At 37.5% G+C, this 21,963-nt stretch carries 19 protein-coding genes and 1 other annotated feature; of the genes, 2 read left to right on the plus strand and 17 right to left on the minus strand.

Features of this window, described 5'->3' with window-relative positions; all coding sequences use genetic code 11:
* Nucleotides 1-12: 12 nt before the first annotated feature.
* The 15 genes from mreC to hemA form a co-directional block, all read right to left on the minus strand.
* On the minus strand, nt 13-864 hold the full coding sequence (mreC, locus tag MHH59_RS22260; protein WP_002129256.1) for a rod shape-determining protein MreC: 852 nt from the start codon (nt 862-864) through the stop codon (nt 13-15).
* A gap of 41 nt (nt 865-905) precedes the next feature.
* Nucleotides 906-1,925, minus strand: coding sequence for a cell shape-determining protein MreB (gene mreB / locus MHH59_RS22265; RefSeq protein ID WP_002015369.1), 1,020 nt, complete (start codon nt 1,923-1,925; stop codon nt 906-908).
* Nucleotides 1,926-2,083: 158 nt separating this feature from the next.
* A complete protein-coding gene (gene radC, locus MHH59_RS22270; protein WP_002015368.1) occupies nt 2,084-2,761 on the minus strand; it encodes a DNA repair protein RadC in 678 nt (225 codons plus the stop codon).
* Between the two features lie 51 nt (nt 2,762-2,812).
* Entirely contained in the window at nt 2,813-3,388 is a 576-nt protein-coding gene (locus tag MHH59_RS22275) for a Maf family protein (RefSeq protein WP_002129258.1), read from the minus strand.
* A 219-nt stretch (nt 3,389-3,607) separates the two neighbouring features.
* A complete protein-coding gene (locus MHH59_RS22280; RefSeq protein ID WP_002129259.1) occupies nt 3,608-4,570 on the minus strand; it encodes a hypothetical protein in 963 nt (320 codons plus the stop codon).
* A gap of 164 nt (nt 4,571-4,734) precedes the next feature.
* Entirely contained in the window at nt 4,735-6,036 is a 1,302-nt protein-coding gene (locus MHH59_RS22285; protein WP_340852356.1) for a bifunctional folylpolyglutamate synthase/dihydrofolate synthase, read from the minus strand.
* A gap of 94 nt (nt 6,037-6,130) precedes the next feature.
* On the minus strand, nt 6,131-8,776 hold the full coding sequence (locus MHH59_RS22290) for a valine--tRNA ligase (protein WP_002129263.1): 2,646 nt from the start codon (nt 8,774-8,776) through the stop codon (nt 6,131-6,133).
* 38 nt (nt 8,777-8,814) lie between these two features.
* Nucleotides 8,815-9,046, minus strand: a binding site (T-box leader).
* Between the two features lie 134 nt (nt 9,047-9,180).
* Nucleotides 9,181-10,206, minus strand: coding sequence for a spore coat protein YsxE (gene ysxE / locus MHH59_RS22295; RefSeq protein WP_002129265.1), 1,026 nt, complete (start codon nt 10,204-10,206; stop codon nt 9,181-9,183).
* A 72-nt stretch (nt 10,207-10,278) separates the two neighbouring features.
* Nucleotides 10,279-11,286 carry a stage VI sporulation protein D gene (gene spoVID, locus MHH59_RS22300; protein WP_002015360.1) on the minus strand — a complete coding sequence of 336 codons (1,008 nt, stop codon included), beginning with the start codon at nt 11,284-11,286 and terminating at the stop codon, nt 10,279-10,281.
* 79 nt (nt 11,287-11,365) lie between these two features.
* Nucleotides 11,366-12,655 carry a glutamate-1-semialdehyde 2,1-aminomutase gene (gene hemL, locus MHH59_RS22305; protein ID WP_002034163.1) on the minus strand — a complete coding sequence of 430 codons (1,290 nt, stop codon included), beginning with the start codon at nt 12,653-12,655 and terminating at the stop codon, nt 11,366-11,368.
* Nucleotides 12,655-13,644 (minus strand): porphobilinogen synthase, encoded by a 990-nt coding sequence (hemB, locus tag MHH59_RS22310; RefSeq protein ID WP_002015358.1) that lies wholly within the window; start codon nt 13,642-13,644, stop codon nt 12,655-12,657. Before hemB ends, hemL begins: the two co-directional genes overlap by 1 nt.
* A gap of 20 nt (nt 13,645-13,664) precedes the next feature.
* Nucleotides 13,665-14,417, minus strand: a complete 753-nt coding sequence (gene hemD / locus MHH59_RS22315) for a uroporphyrinogen-III synthase (protein WP_002129270.1) — start codon at nt 14,415-14,417, stop codon at nt 13,665-13,667.
* A gap of 2 nt (nt 14,418-14,419) precedes the next feature.
* The gene (gene hemC, locus MHH59_RS22320) at nt 14,420-15,349 is read right to left on the minus strand and encodes a hydroxymethylbilane synthase (protein WP_002034194.1); all 930 of its coding nucleotides are present in this window, start codon (nt 15,347-15,349) and stop codon (nt 14,420-14,422) included.
* A 15-nt stretch (nt 15,350-15,364) separates the two neighbouring features.
* A complete protein-coding gene (locus MHH59_RS22325; RefSeq protein ID WP_002015354.1) occupies nt 15,365-16,198 on the minus strand; it encodes a cytochrome c biogenesis protein in 834 nt (277 codons plus the stop codon).
* A 17-nt stretch (nt 16,199-16,215) separates the two neighbouring features.
* Nucleotides 16,216-17,547: a glutamyl-tRNA reductase gene (gene hemA / locus MHH59_RS22330; protein ID WP_002129273.1), complete on the minus strand. Its 1,332-nt coding sequence runs from the start codon at nt 17,545-17,547 to the stop codon at nt 16,216-16,218.
* Nucleotides 17,548-17,964: 417 nt separating this feature from the next.
* Between hemA and MHH59_RS22335 the strand changes: the two genes are divergently transcribed.
* Nucleotides 17,965-18,417 (plus strand): MarR family winged helix-turn-helix transcriptional regulator, encoded by a 453-nt coding sequence (locus MHH59_RS22335; protein ID WP_002190790.1) that lies wholly within the window; start codon nt 17,965-17,967, stop codon nt 18,415-18,417.
* A 2-nt stretch (nt 18,418-18,419) separates the two neighbouring features.
* Nucleotides 18,420-18,836: an organic hydroperoxide resistance protein gene (locus MHH59_RS22340; RefSeq protein ID WP_002015349.1), complete on the plus strand. Its 417-nt coding sequence runs from the start codon at nt 18,420-18,422 to the stop codon at nt 18,834-18,836.
* A 35-nt stretch (nt 18,837-18,871) separates the two neighbouring features.
* On the opposite strand, the gene yihA is transcribed toward MHH59_RS22340, so the two are convergent.
* Together yihA and lon are read right to left on the minus strand one after the other, a co-directional pair.
* Nucleotides 18,872-19,468 (minus strand): ribosome biogenesis GTP-binding protein YihA/YsxC, encoded by a 597-nt coding sequence (gene yihA, locus MHH59_RS22345; protein ID WP_002088829.1) that lies wholly within the window; start codon nt 19,466-19,468, stop codon nt 18,872-18,874.
* Nucleotides 19,465-21,795, minus strand: a complete 2,331-nt coding sequence (gene lon / locus MHH59_RS22350; RefSeq protein WP_002034201.1) for an endopeptidase La — start codon at nt 21,793-21,795, stop codon at nt 19,465-19,467. Before lon ends, yihA begins: the two co-directional genes overlap by 4 nt.
* Between the last annotated feature and the right edge of the window lie 168 nt (nt 21,796-21,963).

Here is a 21,963-nt window from a genome sequence, read left to right on the forward strand (position 1 = left end):
CTTCTCTCCCTCCTATTCTAACGGCGCTGTAGGCATATCACGTTTTGCAACTATAATATGCTCTACATCATTCAAATCAGCGGATGGTTTTACATAAGCCGTTTTTGTTAAACCGTATGGATCTGGCTGAACATCAACAATTTTCCCAATCGCAAGACCTTTAGGGAAGATATCACCAAGTCCAGATGTTACAACTAGTTGATCTTTTTGTACCTCTGCATCAGAGCTAATCTTTGTGAAAAGAAGTAGTTGTTTTTCTTTATCGTAACCTTCAATTAATCCAAAGATATTTTCTTGTCCTTGTACAATAGCAGAAACACGGTTTGTTCGGCTCATCGAACTTAACAACTCTACTGACGATGTAAACTGAGATACACTTTTTACGCGTCCAACTAAACCTTTCGGAGTTACAACAGCCATATCTTTTTTGATCCCTTGCTGTGCTCCTTTATCAATTCCAACTAAATCGTACCATTTATCGGGATTACGAGAAACCACACTAGCTTGTACTTCCGTATAATCACCACGGGACTTTTCTTTACCAGTTAATTCTCGTAGTTTTTTATTCTCATCGTCTAAATTTTTCACTACGGCAGATAAATCTGCGGTAGAATCTAATTTTGCTTTCAGCTTTTTATTCTCTTCATACGTGCGCTTTACATCTTCTACATTCTCGAAGAATCCGGCAACATAATTCGCTGGCTTTTGGAATACACGTTCTACAACACCGACAGTATCTTTTATAAACTGCTCTGGCCATGATAAACTGTTCCGTTCTTTCAATGAGATTCCAATCAATGCCACGAGAAGAATAATACTAACTAACAAAACAATTAATCTTTTGTTTAAGAAAAACTGTGGCACGTTCACACCCTCTTAATTTCATTGATTTTTATTTTGCAATATTATCGAGCAGCAGTTTTGAAAAGGTCGATATTGTCTAATGCTTTACCCGTTCCAATTGCTACGCAATCTAATGGATCCTCTGCAACAAGAACTGGCATATTTGTTTCTTCACTAATAACTTTATCTAAGTTACGTAGTAATGCCCCGCCACCCGTTAATACGATACCGCGGTCCATAATATCCGCTGCTAATTCAGGTGGAGTTTTTTCTAACGTATTTTTAACTGATTCTACAATTGCATCTACTGTATCTTTTAATGCATCTGCAATTTCTTCTGGTTGAATTAGTACTGTTTTCGGTAAACCACTTACTAAATCACGACCGCGAATTTCCATAGGCTCAATACCTTCTGGCTCGCCTGCAGAACCGATTTCTAATTTTAGTGCTTCTGCTGTTCTTTCACCAATCATTAAGTTGTAGCTTTTCTTAATGTACTGAATGATTGAATCGTCCATATCATCACCAGCAACACGAACTGATTGACTTGTTACAATACCACCTAAAGAAATAATTGCAACTTCTGTTGTACCACCACCGATATCAACAACCATACTACCAGTCGGCTCCCAAACAGGTAAGTTTGCACCAATTGCTGCTGCAAATGGCTCTTCGATTGGATAAGCATCACGAGCACCAGCTTGACGAGTCGCATCGATTACTGCACGTCTTTCTACAGCTGTAATACCAGATGGTACACATACCATTACGTATGGTTTACGTGAGAAGAATCCATTTGATTTTTGAGCTTGTTGAATGTAGTATTTCATCATTATTGCTGTTGTTTCGTAATCAGCAATTACACCATCTTTCATAGGGCGAAGTGCCACTACGTTTCCTGGTGTACGACCAATCATTTGTTTTGCATCGCTACCTACCGCAACGATTTGTTTCGTATCAGTTTGTAATGCTACTACTGAAGGTTCACGTAAAACTACACCTTTCCCTTTCACATATACAAGCGTATTCGCTGTTCCTAAGTCTATTCCAAGATCGCGAGTAAATCCACCAAATCCAAACATATCATTTATCTTCCCTTCTTATTTTCACGGACTCATTTTTCTTACTTTATATTTATAAAAACAGTACGTTTTTTTATATCTGCATCCTTTTTGTAGATAATTTTCTACAAAAAACTCATAAATCACATTATAAAACAAAATAAGTAAAAAGAATAGTCTTAAATATGACCTTTTTCCTTTAAACTCACGAATTTATGGTCACCTATTATGATATGATCAAGTACTTCAATTCCGATAATTCGACCACATTCTACTAATCGTTTTGTAACTTCAATATCTTCACGGCTCGGCGCCGGATCTCCTGAGGGATGGTTATGAAGACATATAATAGAGGCTGCTGCCCGACGGAACGCTTCTTTAAAAACTTCCCTTGGGTGCACAATCGACGTATTTAAACTTCCAATAAAAATAGTTTGCCTATGTATCACTTGATTTTTCGTATTCAAATATAAACAAACAAAATGCTCCTGTTGCAAAAAACGCATCTCTTCCATCATATAACTCGCACAATCTTCTGGACTTCGAATACTATATCTATTTTGATATTCTAAACGTACCATTCTTCTACCTAATTCAAAAGCAGCCATAAGCTGCGACGCCTTTGCAATCCCAACACCATGAATGCTCATCATCTCTTCTAACGTTGCATCCTTTAACATTCGTAAGCCGTCAAAATGATGGAGAATATTATCTGATAACGTTAACACCGTTTCTTCTTTAGAACCCGTTCTGAGTAAAACTGCAAGAAGTTCTCGATTCGATAAACTTCCTGCTCCTTCTAACAATAAACGCTCCCGTGGCTGTTCTTCTCTCACAACATCACGAATACCGTTCATCTCTCCACCCCTTTTTTTTACGATTTCTCCTAAAGAAAACCCCATGCAATTTTACGCATGGGTTACATCGCTATCAAACTGTTTTAATTCACGGACAAGACGCGCAATTGGCAAGCCAACTACACTGTAGTAGTCCCCTTGAATATGTTGAACAAAAATAGACCCTTTACCTTGAATTCCATAGCTCCCTGCTTTATCAAGTGGTTCCTTCGATGCAACGTATACGTCTATTTCCTCTTCTGTTAATCCCCAAAATGTTACTTCTGTACGTTCATAAAAAGTTACCGTTTTTTCTTTCGATATAATTGCAACACCTGTGTATACTTCGTGTGTTTTCCCCGATAATAATCGTAACATTTCTTTCGCCTCAGCCTCATTAGACGGCTTTCCAAGAATACGCGAATCATATGTAACAATTGTATCTGCACCTAGTACAACGTGATTACTATGGTTTTCTGCCACAGCAGATGCTTTTTGCAAAGCAAGCGACATAACAATATCAGAAGGTGATGAATATGCACCAATCGTCTCTTCTACTTCACTAACAACGATTTCAAATGGCACATCTGCTAATTCAAGCAGTTCCTTCCTCCTAGGTGACCCTGAAGCTAAAATAATTTTCCTCATATTTTCTCCTTCCCTTCTCACATGAAGCAGAATAATTCAAATCAATCGTATCAAAGGAATAGTTTCCCCACAAATTCTAGAAATATCATTTTCTCTAAACAAAATAATAGTTCTTTTTAAATACGATTATATGCTGCCCATACAGAAAGCACTTTGTTCTAAATTCAAAAGAAAAGAAAGAAGTATATGTACTTCTTTCTTCGTCATTTCATTATCCTATTATTTCACTTTTTGTGAAACCATTTTTTCATACGAAAGTATACCATCAATAATAACTTGATTTAATTTAGCTACAGATTCCTTATCGCTCTTCCCTTCCTTAATCGTTTGCACCGCTATTGACGTATACGTATAAAGCTTCTTTGCATCTTCACGCTTCATACTCTTCCCTTCCTTTTCCATAGCTTTCCACTCTTTTTGAATCGCTTCTATATCTTTTGGATTACTTTTTCCACTAGTTTGTACGCTGGACACATATTTTGCTAAATGAGTATATAATGGCTGCACTTTCGCTAAAAACATTCCTACTTCTTTATCATTTTTGAGCAATGCTTTATCTGTAATATCCCAATTTTTTTTCAAAACTGAAACACCATCTTGCTTATACTGATCTATTAATTGATTAACAGCCTGTTCATCGCTCGTAATAGCAACAACTAACGCATACTTATCACCACTCGGTTTCAAAGTAGCCACGCCCCCATTACTTTTCCACTCTTCAATAGCAGCCTGTCCTTTTTCTTCAGAGGAATAAAGCCCTCCTTGAACGAAAAATAGTTTCATTGGTTCTAATGACGTTCCTACCTGTGCTTTTGGTTTTTCCTCTTTCGGTGTTGGTGTTTGTTCTGCCGTTCCACCCACCTTTTGTTCCTCATTACCTGTCTGCTTCGAAGCCGTTACCTTACCTTCTCCTGTCGTCCCTTGTCCAGTTAATAAATGAATCATACCCATCCCAAATGCAGTACCGATAATTATTGCAGTTGCAACGATTGCGATTATTGTATTGCTCCACTTCTTTCGATATTTTTCCATAGATACTGATTTCGCTTTTTGAAACGGAACTACATTTTTCGGTCTCTCACTTTCTGCTATCATCCAGTCAAACTCATCCTTCTTTTTTTCCTCATACTTCGCTTCTGTTCCATTTACTTTCACCGAGATCGTTCGTGATTGCTTGTCCATACACTCACACCTCACCTCTTGTCATTGTCCGCATCATATCATATTCATTCCACAAAAAAACGAGATATTTGTCAGAGGAATTCGTCAAATAACCCTATATTATTATCTTATATGTATGCATTTGACTTCATTTGTAGAACAAAAAACTAGATAGCAAAGACTATCTAGTTTTTCTCGCGAATATATTTTCTAACTTCGGAAATGAAATACAAAGAACCTGTTATGATAAAAACATCATGTTCTCCTATCCTGTCAACCTTTGTATCAATTGCCTCTTTCCAATCTTCAAAAACTAATTTTGACTCTTGTTGTGAATACGATGCAAGCTTGTCAGCAGAAATGGCACGATCAAAGGCAAACGTCGTAAATATTATTTCATCAGCAACTTTTTCTAATTGCCCTACCATGTTATGTAACTGTTTGTCACCAAGAGCAGTAAATAAAACTATTACATTCTTCTTTTTATAATGTGCCTCTACTGTTTTTACAAGACTTTCAATACCTTCTGGATTATGAGCACCATCTATTATAATATCTGGATTACTTTGTAACTTTTCAAATCGACCAATCCAGTATGCTTCTTGTAAGCCAACTTTCATCTCCTCTTCATTAATTAAAAATGATAAATATGTTTTTAAATACATTACTGCCATAAGCGCTAGTGCTGCATTGCCTACTTGGTGAATGCCTTTCATTGAAATCCGAACATTTTTAAACGAGGCAAATGGACAATCAAAATCAAAGTGTTCCCCATCTTTATTAGAATGTTTATGTAGTGTTGTAAACTGTTTTCCAAGTTCATATAAGCTTGCATGATTTTCCTTAGCAACCTTTTGAATTACTTGCAATGCTTCTTCATTTTTCACACCAGTAATAACTGGAACACCAGACTTAATAATCCCTGCCTTTTCATATGCAATTTCTCCTAGTGTATTGCCTAAAATATGCATATGATCGTGGCCGATATTCGTAATAATCGTGAGAACCGGATGAATAACATTTGTAGAATCAAATCTTCCCCCAAGCCCCGTTTCAAATAAAACAACATCACAGAAATTAACTTTACCGAAATAATAAATTGCCATTACTGTAATGATTTCAAACTCAGTCGCTTCTCCTAAGTCCGTCTCATCTAATTTTTCAACGACTGGCTTTACCATATTTACAAGTTCCGCAATCTCTTCATCTGCAATCGGTATTCCGTTTACACTAATACGTTCATTGAATGTTTCTATGTAAGGCGATGTAAACGTTCCTACTTTATATTTCGCGCCTTCTAACATGTAGCGCATATATGTTAAAGTTGAACCTTTTCCATTTGTGCCGGCAAGATGAACACATTTTATATGACGCTCTGGATTTCCGAGTTCTTCTAACATCCATTGCATTCTTTCTAGCCCTGGTTTTATCCCAAATTTCAATCGGCTATGAATCCAGTTTATCGCTTCTTCGTATGTATGTATCACGTTTGCTATTCCCCTTTCAAAAGACAAACTTCTTAATTCTATTATACGCAAAGAAAAGAGACTCACCAATATAGTGAGTCTCTGAAAAACATTTTTATTTCTCAAGATCCGCTAGACGTTGACGAACCGCTTCGCGTTTTTCTAGGTAATCTTGCTCTTTCGCACGCTCTCCGTCAATAACTTCTGCAGGAGCTTTCGCTACGAATCCTTGGTTTGAAAGTTTCTTCTGTACACGTTCTACTTCTTTATCGAACTTCTCAAGTTCTTTTTCAAGACGCGCTTTCTCTTCATCAAGATTGATAAGATCAGCTAACGGTAAGAATAACTCTGCACCTGATACGATTGCAGTCATCGCTTTTTCTGGCGCTTGTAAATCAATCTTAATTGTTAGTTCACTTGGGTTACAGAAACGCTCAATGTAAGAACTGTTTTTCGTAAGCTGAGCTAGTACTACCTCGTCTTTTGCTTTAATTTGCATTTGAACTTTTTTGCTCATTGGTGTATTTACTTCCGCACGGATGTTACGAACAGAGCGAATGATATCAACTAGAAGGTGCATTTCTGCTGCCGCTTCTTTATCTTGTAAATCTTCGCGAACTGTTGGCCATGCTGCTACTGTAATAGACTCGCCTTCATGCGGTAAATGCTGCCAAATTTTCTCTGTTACAAATGGCATGAATGGATGTAATAGACGCATTGTTTGGTCTAATACGTAAGCTAAAATCGAACGAGTTGTTTTCTTAGCTGCTTCATCTTCACCGTATAGTGGAAGTTTCGCCATCTCAATGTACCAGTCACAGAAATCATCCCAAATGAAGTTGTATAATGAACGACCAGCTTCACCGAACTCATATTTATCCATGTTACGTGTTACACTTTCGATTGTTTCGTTTAAGCGAGTTAAAATCCACTTATCTGCAACTGATTTTTCACCAGTTAAATCGATTTCTTCATACTTCATGTCATCCATGTTCATTAATACGAAACGTGATGCGTTCCAAATTTTATTAATGAAGTTCCAAGTAGATTCTACTTTTTCCATGCTGAAACGTAAATCTTGACCTGGTGCACTTCCTGTTGATAAGAAGTAACGCATTGCATCTGCACCGTACTTCTCGATAACATCCATCGGATCAATACCGTTACCAAGAGATTTACTCATTTTACGTCCTTGCTCATCACGAACTAAACCGTGAATTAATACATCTTTAAATGGACGCTCTCCTGTAAACTCTAAACCTTGGAAAATCATACGAGATACCCAGAAGAAGATGATATCATAACCAGTTACTAAAGCATCTGTTGAATAGAACTTTTTAAAGTCTGCTGCATCTTCATTCGGCCAGCCAAGTGTTGAGAATGGCCATAATGCTGAACTGAACCATGTATCAAGCACGTCATTATCTTGATTCCAGTTTTCAAGATCTGCTGGCGCTTCTGTACCTACGTATACTTCACCAGTTTCTTTATGATACCAAGCTGGAATGCGGTGTCCCCACCATAATTGACGAGAAATACACCAGTCATGAATGTTTTCCATCCAGCGTAAGTATGTGTTTTCAAAACGCTCTGGTACGAACGTTACTTTTTCTTCTTCTTTTTGTTGAAGTTCTACCGCTTTTTCTGCAAGTGGAGCCATTTTTACGAACCATTGTGTTGATAAATAAGGCTCAACAACTGCACCGCTACGCTCACTATGACCTACTGAGTGCATATGAGGCTCGATTTCTACTAATACGCCAGCTTCTTGTAAGTCTTTCACTAACTCTTTACGGCATTCGAAACGATCCATACCGTTATACTTACCAGCTTTTTCGTTCATCGTTCCATCTTCGTTCATTACTAAAATACGTGGTAAGTCATGACGGTTACCTACTTCAAAGTCATTCGGGTCATGAGCTGGTGTAATTTTCACAACGCCTGTTCCGAAGTCTTTTTCTACGTATTCATCAGCAATAATCGGAATCTCTCGGCCTACGATTGGAAGTGTAACTGTTTTTCCGATTAAATGTTTGTAGCGATCATCTTCTGGATGAACTGCTACCGCTGTATCACCAAGCATTGTTTCTGGACGAGTAGTTGCAAGGCGAATGTGACCAGAACCGTCTGTTAACGGATAGTTCATATGGTAGAATGCACCTTGAACTTCTTTATGAATTACTTCAATATCAGAAAGAGCTGTGCGTGTTGCTGGATCCCAGTTGATGATATACTCACCGCGATAAATTAAGTCTTTTTCATATAATTGAACGAATACTTTATTAACAGCGTTAGATAAACCTTCGTCTAATGTGAAGCGTTCACGAGAATAGTCTAGTCCTAAACCAACTTTTCCCCATTGTTGACGAATGTGAGAAGCGTATTCTTCTTTCCATTCCCAAGCTTTTTCAAGGAATTTCTCACGACCAAGATCGTAACGTGAAATACCTTCTTCACGAAGTTTTCCTTCTACCTTCGCTTGCGTTGCGATACCAGCATGGTCCATTCCTGGAAGCCATAATACATCGTAACCTTGCATACGCTTTGTACGAGTTAAAATATCTTGAAGCGTCGTATCCCAAGCGTGACCTAAGTGTAACTTACCAGTTACGTTCGGAGGTGGAATTACAATTGTATATGGTTGTTTCTTCTCATCTCCTGTTGCTTCGAAATATTTGCCTTCAAGCCACCACTTGTAAAGGCCTTCTTCAACGGACATATGATCATATTTAGTTGGTAAATTATTTTCCGTGTTTGACATTATTTTCCCTCCTTAAAATAAAAAATGCCCCTCATCCAAAAAAGGACGAGGGACATCGCGGTACCACCTTTATTTACAAACAAATTCAGAATTTGCTTATACTCTTAATTTGATAACGGACAAATCCGTCTTTTCCTAATAAGAATCATTCCGTTCAGAAAAGATGCTCCAGGGCTACCTTCTAACATAACTATCTAGAGAACCTCCCAGCCAATGGTTCCCCTCTCTGAAGACGTTTCATGTTATACTCTTCCCCTTCAATGCATTTATGTGATTGTTAATTATTATATACAATAGTGTAAAAAACGAAACCTTATTCGTCAAGATAAATTTGAAACTACGGCTTTTATCTCTTTATGGAACTAATAAAAAAAGATAAGCAGGGTTCTCCCTACTTATCTTCTTTATCCGTTCCCTTGCTGGGCAGCTTGTAATTGCGAAAGGAAATATTCTGTATTACTAATGAGCCAATGCGATTGCTGCAGAATTTTTACCCCGCGAAGCTCATTTTCTTCATTACGACTCTTTCTTCTTTTCGTATACGACTGAATTTGCCGAATAAAATGCGACGGGTACGTCATATACGCAAACATAAGAAGCTGCTCCTCTTTCGTAAATGGAAAATTTTTTTGATACATTTGATACCATTCAAAGCGGTCGCTCCGCGCAATTGGATATGTGTTCAAAGACCTTGAATAAAAGCTGACGATATCCTGTACCGGTGTAGCAAACTGAGACTTTTCTAAACTAATAAAATAACCGTTTCGTTCATAATCAAATAAAAAGTGATTAAGCGATACATTTCCATGAACGAAAGTAGTACGTGTTTTTTCCTTTTCTTTCATTGCATCATGCCATTCACTTAATTGTTTCGTTGCGAACTCACGTGCTCTCATAGCGTGGTGATAATACGTACAATATTGTAATTCAAATGGAGACATATACCACTTCGCTTCTGATTCTACAAGAAACTCTTCTAATATCTCACCATCATTTTCCCAACGGTCGGATATATTTGTATAATGTTTTTCTAAATCTTCTTCTGTATAAGTCTCCTCTTTCACCGTTTTTTGATGCAACGTCCCGAGCGTTTGAAACATCTTATGGTATTGATCATTATCTTCGCCATTTCCTTCCGCACGTTCTAACCAAGGCATTAAATAATAGCTATACGCCCCATCACTTAAAACATAATTCCCGTCCGTCGTGTGATAGATAGGTACATAATTCGAAAAACCTTTCTCCTTCAAATATTGAATATGGTGTAAAAAATTATTCCGCTCTAATTTTCTATCTTGTATTTTCTTTAACGCATACGGACCTTGATTCGTATAAATTTTCATTACACTTCCGTGCTCTTCCATATGCTGAGTGTCCAATCTATATTGCCTCACAATGGGTTCATAGCGATTTCGTAATTCAATATCCATACGAATAACCCTTTCTTATTCAAAACATAGCTTCTAGGAAAAGAAAAGAGGTGAGTGAAAAAACTCACTCACTTATTTCACTGTTGCTTTTGAAACAGGAATATATATAATTTGCCCTGTAGTTAAATATATATCTTCTGATTGATTTACACGATATAAGCTTTGTACAGTCGTTTCATAACGTTCTGCAACCGATTCAATTGTATCTCCTTCTTGTACGAAGTACATTCTTAACTTCGTAAATTCTTCTTCTGGTTCTTTCGTAAATAATTTCGTTAAATAAAGTGCATTTTCATCTCGCTGTGAATATGCTTCTTCCTCTGGCTCTTCCTGCTTTTTCGCTTTTTCTTTCTTGAAATTTTTCCGCCCGAACAATTCAAATTGTGGCGTCTTTTCTTGCTCCTCTTCACGCTCCACAAGTTCATGTTCTTCTAATTCCTCTTCTTCTATTTCTTGCTCTTTTCTTTCTTCTAACTGAAACGGCTCAAATGCATAATCTTCCCATCCATCTGATTCTTTATAGGCTGGTACCTCTTCGTGCGGCGCAGGTCTACTTTCATCTTCTTCAGCTGAATCAGCTTCCAACTCGGCATACACAGTCTCTTCCTCTTCATCCTCGGTTCTTTCTTCGTCACATAAACCTGTAATAGATATATCCGCTAATAGTTGTAAGCAACCATTTTCCTTTAATTCATAATCAAATTCCTCGATTGATACATATAATTCTTCAATTACTTTCACTCGATTTCTTGGAATTGATATTTCGAGCGGAAAGGAATGGACAAGCTCATTAACCCCGTCTGCCCTTGTTTCTACATAATCAATTGCCTTTGCTGGTGATAGCTCTCTTAATGAATAAGCTGAATCATCTTGCCTTGCAACATACTCTCCCGTTAAATCTAATTGCCCCCTCACGATAACTTCATGATCGAGCTCCTCTATCTCAACGTCTGGATCTAACGAAATTGACAAAAGTTCTTCGACTTCCTGTCCCTTCTGGAACCAAACAGATTCTTTTAATGAAAATCGTAATGAATGATCTGTTGCCACTTCTTTTCCCCCTCCCAAACTATATGTCATTACAGATTTATGTTCCCTAAGGCTACTTTATGAATAAAAAAAATCGCTCCCCTAATGGAAAGCGATTTTCTCTAAGAAATTATGCTTTTAATTTTGACATTGCAATTTCGGCCGCCGCAATTGTCGCCTCAATATCTGCATCACTATGTGCTGTCGATAAGAATAAACCTTCAAATTGAGAAGGTGGTAAAAATACACCTTGTTCTACCATTTCACGATAGTAAGCTGCAAAGAATTCTAAGTTTGAAGATTTTGCTGCATCATAATTAATAACTTGCTCGTCTGTAAAGAAAATACCAATCATAGAACCTGCACGATTAATGTGATGCGGGATATTATGCTTTTCAGCTGCCTTACGTAGTCCAGCCTCTAACATTTCTGCTTTACGCTCAAATTCCACATATGATTCTGGCGTTAACTGCACTAACGTTTCATAACCTGCTGTCATTGCAAGTGGATTACCCGATAATGTTCCAGCTTGGTAAATCGGTCCGCTTGGTGCAACTTGACGCATAATCTCTGCCTTCCCACCGTATGCTCCTACCGGCAAGCCACCACCGATTACTTTACCTAAACAAGTTAAGTCAGGAGTTACACCGTAGTAACCTTGTCCACAATTATAAGCAACACGGAATCCTGTCATTACTTCATCAAAAATAAGTAGTGCACCGTTTTGCTCTGTCACTTCACGAAGTCCTTCTAAAAACCCTGGTTGAGGGGGAACAACACCCATATTCCCTGCCACTGGTTCTACAATTATACAAGCGATGTCATCACCGAATTGTTCGAAAGCATATTTTACACTTTCTAAATCGTTATACGCTACTGTAATCGTATTTTTCGCTACACCTTCTGGTACACCAGGGCTATCTGGTAAACCTAGCGTTGCTACACCCGAACCTGCTTTAATCAATAAAGAATCACCATGACCGTGATAACAACCAATGAATTTCAAAATTTTGTTACGTCCAGTGTAACCACGAGCTAAACGTAGCGCGCTCATTGTCGCCTCTGTTCCAGAGTTAACCATACGCACAATCTCAATTGATGGTACACGCTCGATAACAAGCTGCGCTAATTTATTTTCAATTTCTGTTGGTGCACCAAAGCTTGTTCCTTTTTCAGCAACAGCTTTTAAAGCCTCAACAACACGATCATTCGCATGACCATGAATTAAAGGTCCCCACGATAATACGTAATCGATGTATTCATTCCCATCGATATCATATACTTTAGAGCCTTTTCCGCGCTCCATAAACAGCGGATTCATACCAACAGACTTAAAAGCACGGACAGGGCTGTTTACGCCTCCAGGCATTAAATTTTGAGCCTCTTCAAACGCCGCAATCGATTTATCAAATTTTTTCATTATTTAGCGCCTCCTTCTTGTAACCATCTTGCTGCATCTTTTGCATGATACGTAATAATTAAGTCTGCTCCTGCGCGTTTCATGCTAATTAATTTCTCAAGTACAACTTCTTTTTCATTAATCCAACCATTTTGTGCTGCTGCTTTAATCATCGAATATTCACCACTTACGTTATAAGCAACGACTGGTAAGTTAAAGTTATTTTTCACATCACGAACGATATCTAGATAAGAAAGAGCTGGCTTTACAATTAAGAAGTCGGCCCCTTCCATTACATCTGATTCTGCTTCACGGAATGCTTCCATACGGTTCGCTGGGTCCATTTGATATGTTTTACGGTCACCAAACTGCGGTGCACCATGTGCTGCATCACGGAACGGTCCGTAAAATGCTGATGAATATTTCACAGCGTACGACATAACTGGTACGTGCGCGAAACCATTTTCATCTAATGCATGGCGAATTGCTGTTACGAATCCGTCCATCATGTTAGATGGTGCAATAATGTCTGCCCCTGCTTTCGCTTGACTTACAGCTGTTTTTGCAAGAGCTGCAAGAGACTCATCATTTAAAATAACGCCATCTTCAATAACACCGCAATGACCATGGCTTGTAAATTGACATAAACATGTATCTGCAACTACTACTAGCTCTGGGAACTCATCTTTAATTTGCTTAATTGCACGCTGTACAATTCCATGCTCACAATATGCCGATGATCCAACTTCGTCCTTTTCAGCAGGTAAACCAAATACAATAACAGAACGAATACCTAAATCAACGACCTCTTGCATTTCAGCTTGCAATAAATCTAAAGACATTTGATATACGCCTGGCATAGAAGGAACTTCATTACGAGTATTTTCTCCTTCTAATACAAAAATAGGGTAAATAAAATCTTCTGTATGTAAAAATGTTTCACGTACAAGCGCACGCATGCCCCCGCTTTGTCTTAAACGACGATGACGATTAAATTGTAAAGAATTCATAGATTTCTATCCCCATTCTTTTATTTTATAGATTCACAAATGCATTGCAGTAATGCTTCTACAGTGTACTCTTTTGGCACAATAACATGTGAAAAATAGAGGTTCGCCTCTTTTTCCGTAATAGGCCCTATACAAGCAATTGTACATTTTTTCGTCCATTCTCTCCAGTTTGTACCCTCAAGTAAACGAACAAAACTATCAACAGTTGAAGGGCTCGTAAATGTAATAATATTTACTTCCCCTAATTTCAATGCTGTTATAAGTTCTTGTTTTTTCTCTACATTCACCTTCGTACCATATACAATTAACTCATCTAGAAAAACACCAAACTCCCTAAGTTTAACCGGGATTACATCTCTTGCTAAATTCCCTTTCGGAAATAAAATACGCTCGTTTCCACTTAACTCTTTTAGAAACTCTTCGGCAAATGTTTCTGCAACAAACGAGGTCGGAACAAAATGAACTTGATAGCCCCTTTTTTCTAACTCTAATTTTGTTTTCACGCCTACCGCAGCGATTTTAATAGTTAATGGTATTTTTGTTTCTAAACCATCTAGAAAAAAAGCTACACCATTTTTACTCGTGAAAATAACCCAGTCATACGAATGTAGCTGCCCTGCTATGTGTTGAATTTGCCTATGAGACGTACCTTCCATACGCAAAAGCGGAATTTCCAATGGAATTCCGCTCCTTTCTTTCACTGCTACACTCATTTGTTTCGCTTGGTGCTGGGCACGTGTAATCAATACTGTTTTGCCAGCGAGAGCGTTCATATTTATTGTTGCTCCTTATTTGCAGCAAGGATGAGCTCTTTTGCTCCTTGTTTAATTAAACGGTCCGCAGCCTCTAATCCAACTTGCTTCGGATCATTACCTACTACTATCTCTTTCAATAAAACAGAACCGTCCATAGAACCGACAAGCGCTGTTAATTCGATTGCATCATTTTCTTTAAGAGTTGCATATCCAGCGATTGGAACTTGGCATCCACCTTCAAGTTTATGAAGAAATACTCGTTCAGCAGCCACTGTTCTTTCTGTTACTGCATCATTAATATGCGCTAACAACTGAAGTAAATCCGTATCATCCTCACGACATTCAATCGCTAATGCACCTTGTCCTACGGCTGGTACACATAACGTTTCATCTAAATGTTCTGTAATAACTTCTCCGTCCCAGCCCATTCTCTGTAATCCAGCTGTCGCTAAAATAATTGCATCGTAATCTTCATCTTTTAACTTACGTAAGCGTGTATCGATATTCCCGCGAATCCATTTCACTTGTAAATCTGGTCTCGCAGCTAGTAGTTGTGCACTACGTCTCAAACTACTCGTTCCTAAGATCGCGCCTTCTGCTAAGTCTTTAAACGATTCTCCGTTTTTAGAAATAAAAGCATCACGAGGGTCAACGCGCTTTGGCGTACAACCAATCGTTAATCCATCTGGAAGTACAGCTGGCATATCTTTCATACTATGTACAGCCATATCAATTTCTTTCGTAAGTAACGCATGTTCAATTTCCTTTACAAATAAACCTTTTCCGCCTACTTTTGAAAGAGTAACATCTAAAATAACATCACCTTTTGTGACGATTTCTTTCACTTCAAATTCATATGGTAAACCGAGCGCTTTTAATTGATCAATAAACCAATTAGTTTGTGTTAATGCTAGTTTACTCTTTCGTGAACCTACAATAATTTTGCGCATAATTCTCTCTCCTCATTATAAATACCAAAAGTGGAAATTAGATAAACTGCTTAATAGAAAAATGTTAACTAGCATTACGAGAAATGCCCCGATATTCCACTGCACAATTTTCTTACCTTGCAACACATCTGCTGCTCGTAAATATAAGCCCACGCAATATACAAATAGAACGACAAAAGACCCAATTACTTTCGTATCATACCAATGGAAATTATCCAATTTTGTATATCCCCATATGCATCCTAATATAATTGCTAATAAGAAAAACGGAACAGAAAATAAATTTAATCCGTAAGACATAGATTCAAGCTTCGGCAAATTTCCTAATCTTCTTAATCTCGCATTCCACTTTTTCTTTTTTAATAGTCGGTATTGCAATAAATACATAATAGAAAAAATAAACGATACAGTAAACGTTGCATAAGAAATAATCGCCATACCGACATGCACGTATACAAGTTCTGAAACTAATTGCTCTGCAAGTACTGGCGACATCTTCCCGAGCGGTGTAAAAATAGAAAAAGCGCTTACGCCAAATGCTACAACATTTGTAAAAAAGACTAAAAAGTCAATACGCATAAATCGATTAATGACTAATGACATCGTAATCAATAACCAAACATAAAAATAAATCCCTGATAATAAAGTTAAAATAGGATTCGTTTCTGAATCTGTAGCCCTAAGCAACATAAAGATAGACTGCAGAACCCATACAATCGAAAGTAACCAAAAAGCAAAGCGGTTCGCCTTTCGGTTACTTTGGAAATAATCTATAAAATATAAACTAATGCTACAAGCATATAAAATAATTGCAATATGATAAATAATACTGTTATTTAAAAAACTCATCCGATCATCCTTCCAAGTTATAAAGATGGAACGGATGGTGTCCACGCTCTTTTATGTTCTACTTCTTCCGTATTTCCCGCTTCTTCCACTTCTAAATCAAAAATCTTCGCAAATAAAGCTAATTTTTCGCCAGCTCCCTCTTCAACAGCTAATTCTTTAGCTACTAAAATTGGGTCTTTTAACAATTGGTTAATAATACTTTTCGTATGTTTACTAATTACTTTTTTCTCACGATCACTAAGGTTTGGTATTTTTCGCTCAAGACTTTCCATCGTATCACTTTGAATTGCTAGCGCTTTATCACGAAGAGCTGATATTAACGGTACAACACCTAGCGTACTTAACCACGTTTTAAATAAAACCATTTCTTCTTCAATCATAAATTGAATTTTCTCTGCTTCTTTTAAACGTTCAGCACGGTTTGCTTCAACTACACCTTGCAGATCGTCGATATCATATAAGAAAGAGCCTTCTAATTCATCAATCGCCGGATCAATATCACGTGGTACTGCAATATCAACCATAAATAACGGACGACCAGAGCGCATTCTCTCTACTTTTGTCATCATTTCTTTCGTAATGACATATTCTGATGCACCCGTTGAACTAATTAAAATATCCGCTTCTAATAATGCACATTGCAATTCACTTAAAGGCTTTGCATGTCCCATATATTTCTCAGCCATCACTTCCGCTTTCGTAAGCGTCCTATTCATAACCGTTACTTTACGAGCTCCACTTCCGTATAAGTTTTGCAGTGCAAGTTCACCCATCTTACCCGCACCAAGAATAAGTACATGACAATCTGTTAAATCGCCAAATATTTTCTTTCCGAGCTCAACAGCAGCATAACTAACAGACATCGCACTTTCACCAATCGTTGTTTCTGAGTGCGCACGTTTTGCTAACGTAACCACTTGCTTAAACAACTCATTAAAAATTGTACCTGTCGCTTTTACTTGTTGTGCTTCTAAAAAGCTATCTTTTATTTGACCTAAAATTTGCGTCTCTCCAACAACCATAGAATCCAAACCGCACGTTACGCGGAATAAATGATCTATTGCGCCATCTTGTTCAAAAATAGACAAGTATGGTGCGATTTCTTCTATTTCAAGCTGAAACCAATCAGCTAAAAACTTCTTAATGTAATACCGTCCCGTGTGTAATTGATCGACAACAGCGTAAATCTCAGTGCGATTACAAGTTGATACAATGACATTTTCTAGCACGCTCTTTTGGTTTTGTAATGTAGTCATTGCTTGCTCTAGCTCTGCTGCCTGAAATGTGAGTTTCTCACGAAATTCTACAGGGGCTGTTCGATAATTTACACTAACAACAAGAATATGCACGCAGCATGTCCCCCTTCACCCGTTTTATCACTTTATCTACTATCATAATACAACTTTCCTCTTATGAATCTGACAATCGTGTGAACAACTGATTATTTTTTATTTATTCTCCATATGTAATAAAGGAGCTTCAGTAAGATTAATAAAGAACTTTCTACTTTATAATAATTATAAAATAACAACTCTATTTGTACGTTACCAAAAAAAGTCCTCATAATCAAGTGATGGAAACTATTCCATATTAATTATAACATCATCTTTTCTATCTTCTTTCATCATGAAGGAAAATATGTATGATTGTTCCAAAATATAGTACTCACTTTCTCGATGCAATGCAATTGACATTGTATTTCTTTTTCGTTATATTGGTTTTACAAAATTAAATTGTGCACAATCCAAAAATACAAGGAGTTGCCTATGAAAGAAAATCCTTTGCATCTAGATAACCAACTTTGTTTTTCTATTTACGCTTGTTCTAGAGAGGTTACCCGTTTTTACCGCCCCTATTTAGAAGAAATGGGCATTACGTATCCCCAGTACATTACTTTACTCGTACTCTGGGAACAAGACGGACTAACAGTAAAAGAAATTGGAGAACGTCTATTTTTAGATTCTGGTACTTTAACACCTATGTTAAAACGTATGGAATCATTAAAACTTGTACAACGTGTTCGTTCAAAAGAAGACGAGCGAAAAGTTTGTATTGAATTAACAAAACAAGGTAAAGATTTAAAAGGAATAGCTTGTTCATTACCAACAACGATGGCTACAAATTTAGGCATTACAGAGCAAGAATATCATTCTTTATTAATCCAATTAAACACATTAATTGAAACAATGAAAAAAATTAATGACAGAAAAGGGGAATAAACATGGATAAATTATATACTGCTTCAGTAACAGCAACAGGTGGAAGAAACGGTAAGGTAGTTTCAGATGATGGCATATTAAATCTTGATGTAAAAATGCCAAAAGCACTAGGTGGCGCAGGCGGAGAAGCAACAAATCCAGAACAATTATTTGCAGCTGGTTATGCAGCTTGCTTTGATAGTGCATTACAACTTGTAATTCGTACAAAACGTATGAAGGTGGAAAGTACAGAAGTGACTGCACACGTTTCTATCGGTAAAGATACAGATGGTGGTTTCGGACTATCTGCTGTACTTGACGTACATGTTGCTGGTGTTTCTCATGCCGAAGCACAAGAACTTGTAGAAGCCGCTCACGGTGTATGTCCTTACTCTAAAGCAACAAGAGGAAATATTGAAGTTACATTAAACGTACGCTAAAAGTTTAGTAAATAAAAAAAAACGCGCGACATTCGTCACGCGTTTTTTGTTTTTGTCATTTTATGAATTGCTTTCCATGCTTCTTCTTTTCCAAGTCCTGTTTCAGAAGAGAATAGAACGATTTCATCGCCAATTTCAACAGCAAGCGTTTCTTTTACAACTTTTAAATGCTTTTGCCATTTCCCTTTCGGAATTTTATCGGCTTTCGTTGCAATAATAATTGTTGGGATTTCATAATGCTTTAAGAAATCATACATCATAATGTCATCTTTTGTTGGTTGGTGACGTAAATCAACTACTAATACAGCTGCGTCTAATTGCGTACGTGTTGTAAAGTAAGTTTCAATCATTCTGCCCCATGCCGCGCGCTCTGTTTTAGATACTTTCGCATATCCATAACCTGGAACGTCAACAAAATGCATCATTTCATTGATTAAGAAAAAGTTCAGCGTTTGCGTTTTTCCTGGTTTAGAAGAAATACGTACTAACTTTTTACGATTTAAAATTTTATTAATAAAGGAAGACTTCCCGACATTAGAACGACCTGCTAAGGCAATTTCTGGTAAATCACTGTCTGGATATTGTTCCGGTTTAACGGCACTAATTACAATATCTGCTTTTGTTACTTTCATTGTTTCACTCCTACTAATGCGTGCTCCAATACTTCGTCTAAATGAGATGCAAGCACAAACGTAAGGTTTTCTTTTACGCTCTCTGGAATATCATCTAAATCTTTCTCATTTTCCGCCGGTAAAATAATTTTTGTTAATCCCGCGCGGTGAGCACTTAATGTTTTTTCTTTCAAACCACCAATCGGTAATACACGACCACGAAGTGTAATTTCACCTGTCATACCAACTTCTTTACTTACAGGAATACCTGTTAGTGCAGAAATAAGTGCCGTTGCCATCGTAATACCTGCTGATGGTCCATCTTTTGGAACTGCTCCTTCTGGAACATGAATATGAATATCGTTTTTCTCATGGAAATCCGGATCAATATGAAGTTCTTCTGCACGAGAACGAATATAGCTAAACGCGGCTTGTGCGGATTCTTTCATAACATCCCCAAGTTTCCCTGTTAAAATTAATTTCCCTTTTCCTGGCGCTACAGACACTTCAATTGCAAGTGTATCGCCGCCCGCTGCTGTGTAAGCTAAACCTGTTGCCATACCAACTTGGTCTGTTTTTTCAGCTTGACCATAACGGAATATATGCTTACCAAGTAAATCAACAATATTTTTCTCTGTTACAACAATGCGCTTGCGTTCTGCTGTAACGATAATTTTTGCTGCTTTACGGCAAACTTTTGCAATTTGACGCTCTAACGTACGAACACCAGCCTCGCGTGTATAATAACGAATAATTTCAAGAAGCGCTTCATCACGTACTTGCAAATTACCTTTTCGCAAACCGTGCTCTTTTAATTGTTTCGGCAATAAATGCTCACGAGCAATGTGCACCTTTTCAAGTTCTGTATAACCAGCAATTGAAATGATTTCCATACGGTCAAGCAATGGGCCCGGAACACTTGCAAGTGTATTAGCAGTTGCAACGAACATAACTTTCGATAAATCATATGGCTCTTCAATGTAATGATCACTGAAGTTATGGTTTTGTTCTGGATCTAACACTTCAAGTAACGCCGCTGATGGGTCTCCCCTGAAATCGTTAGACATTTTATCAATCTCATCTAATAAGAAGACTGGATTAACTGTTTTCGCCTTCTTCATACCTTGAATAATACGTCCTGGCATCGCTCCTACATATGTACGACGGTGACCACGAATTTCAGATTCATCACGCACACCACCAAGAGAAACACGTACAAAATTACGGTTTAACGATGTTGCGATAGAACGAGCTAACGAAGTTTTCCCAACCCCAGGAGGTCCTACTAGACAAAGAATTGGCCCTTTTAATGAATTCGTTAACTTCTGTACAGCTAAATATTCAAGTACTCGCTCTTTCACTTTTTCAAGACCGTAATGATCTTTATTTAAAATTTCTTCCGAATGAGTGAGGTCAATCATATCCTCTGTTGCTGTTGTCCATGGGAGAGCTAATAACCAATCAATATAATTATGAATGACACCACTCTCAGCAGAACTTACAGGTAATTTTTCATAACGATCTAATTCTTTCAGTGCAGCCTTCATTGTTTCTTCAGGCATTCCCGACTGTTCAATTTTCTCACGAAGTTCTTCAACTTCCCCGCCCTTGCCTTCTTTATCACCAAGTTCAGTTTGAATTGCCTTCATTTGCTCACGTAAGAAATATTCTTTTTGCGTGCGCTCCATTGAACGTTTCACTTTTTGTCCAATTTTCTTTTCTAGGCTAAGTAACTCTTGTTCATCTTGAATAATTGAAATAAGTGTATGTAGTCGCTCTTTCACAGATACAATCTCTAAAATCTCTTGTTTCTGCTTCGTTTTAATCGGTAAGTGAGAAGCAATTAAATCAGCTAGTCTTCCCGGTTCTTCTACATCAGCTACCGTTGCAAATGTTTCATTTGAAACTTTTTTCGAAACTTTAATATATTGTTCGAAATGCTCCAGTAACGTACGCATAAGAGCCTTCTCTTCCAAATCATCTTCTACTTCTTCCGTTACCGTTTTAATAGAAACTTGCACTATATTTTCTTCTTCGATAAACTCTACTACTTCTGCTCTATGTAAACCTTCTACAAGGACACGAAGCGTACCGTTCGGCAATTTTAACATTTGCTTCACTTTCGCCACTGTACCTACACTATATATGTCATCTTCTTTCGGATCGTCGATATTCATTTCTTTTTGCATTGCTAAAAAGATGATATTTTCATCCATTGCCGCCTGCTCTAGTGCTTGTATCGATTTATCACGTCCTACATCAAGATGCAGAACCATCGTTGGATATACGAGAATGCCTCTTAATGGTAGGAGGGGCACAATTCTTTCATTCGTATTCATACTAGACATAGCACCTCCATAATAAATTAAACTCCTGTTCAACTATTTTATATTACAATACATCTAGATGCAATTGCAGAGATTCTTCGCAATTGTTAATCCCCTGTTTTTTTGTGCCTCACGAAAAGAAAAAAGACTCCGCTTAAGCATACAAACTTAAACGAAGTCTGGCAAATT

Source organism: Bacillus sp. FSL E2-0195 (genome assembly GCF_038003645.1).
GTDB classification, from domain to species: Bacteria; Bacillota; Bacilli; order Bacillales; family Bacillaceae_G; genus Bacillus_A; species Bacillus_A mycoides.

Coding starts and splice junctions, on each gene's coding strand:
- MHH59_RS22325 (WP_002015354.1), bottom strand. CDS start 16,198: ATGAGTTTTTTAAATAACAGTATTATTTATCATATTGCAATTATTTTA.
- MHH59_RS22335 (WP_002190790.1), top strand. CDS start 17,965: ATGAAAGAAAATCCTTTGCATCTAGATAACCAACTTTGTTTTTCTATT.
- mreB (WP_002015369.1), bottom strand. CDS start 1,925: ATGTTTGGATTTGGTGGATTTACTCGCGATCTTGGAATAGACTTAGGA.
- spoVID (WP_002015360.1), bottom strand. CDS start 11,286: ATGACATATAGTTTGGGAGGGGGAAAAGAAGTGGCAACAGATCATTCA.
- radC (WP_002015368.1), bottom strand. CDS start 2,761: ATGAACGGTATTCGTGATGTTGTGAGAGAAGAACAGCCACGGGAGCGT.
- ysxE (WP_002129265.1), bottom strand. CDS start 10,206: ATGGATATTGAATTACGAAATCGCTATGAACCCATTGTGAGGCAATAT.
- MHH59_RS22290 (WP_002129263.1), bottom strand. CDS start 8,776: ATGTCAAACACGGAAAATAATTTACCAACTAAATATGATCATATGTCC.
- hemB (WP_002015358.1), bottom strand. CDS start 13,644: ATGAATTCTTTACAATTTAATCGTCATCGTCGTTTAAGACAAAGCGGG.
- hemL (WP_002034163.1), bottom strand. CDS start 12,655: ATGAAAAAATTTGATAAATCGATTGCGGCGTTTGAAGAGGCTCAAAAT.
- yihA (WP_002088829.1), bottom strand. CDS start 19,468: ATGAAAGTAACAAAAGCAGATATTGTAATTAGTGCCGTTAAACCGGAA.
- MHH59_RS22340 (WP_002015349.1), top strand. CDS start 18,420: ATGGATAAATTATATACTGCTTCAGTAACAGCAACAGGTGGAAGAAAC.
- hemC (WP_002034194.1), bottom strand. CDS start 15,349: ATGCGCAAAATTATTGTAGGTTCACGAAAGAGTAAACTAGCATTAACA.
- hemD (WP_002129270.1), bottom strand. CDS start 14,417: ATGAACGCTCTCGCTGGCAAAACAGTATTGATTACACGTGCCCAGCAC.
- MHH59_RS22280 (WP_002129259.1), bottom strand. CDS start 4,570: ATGGACAAGCAATCACGAACGATCTCGGTGAAAGTAAATGGAACAGAA.
- lon (WP_002034201.1), bottom strand. CDS start 21,795: ATGTCTAGTATGAATACGAATGAAAGAATTGTGCCCCTCCTACCATTA.
- MHH59_RS22275 (WP_002129258.1), bottom strand. CDS start 3,388: ATGAGGAAAATTATTTTAGCTTCAGGGTCACCTAGGAGGAAGGAACTG.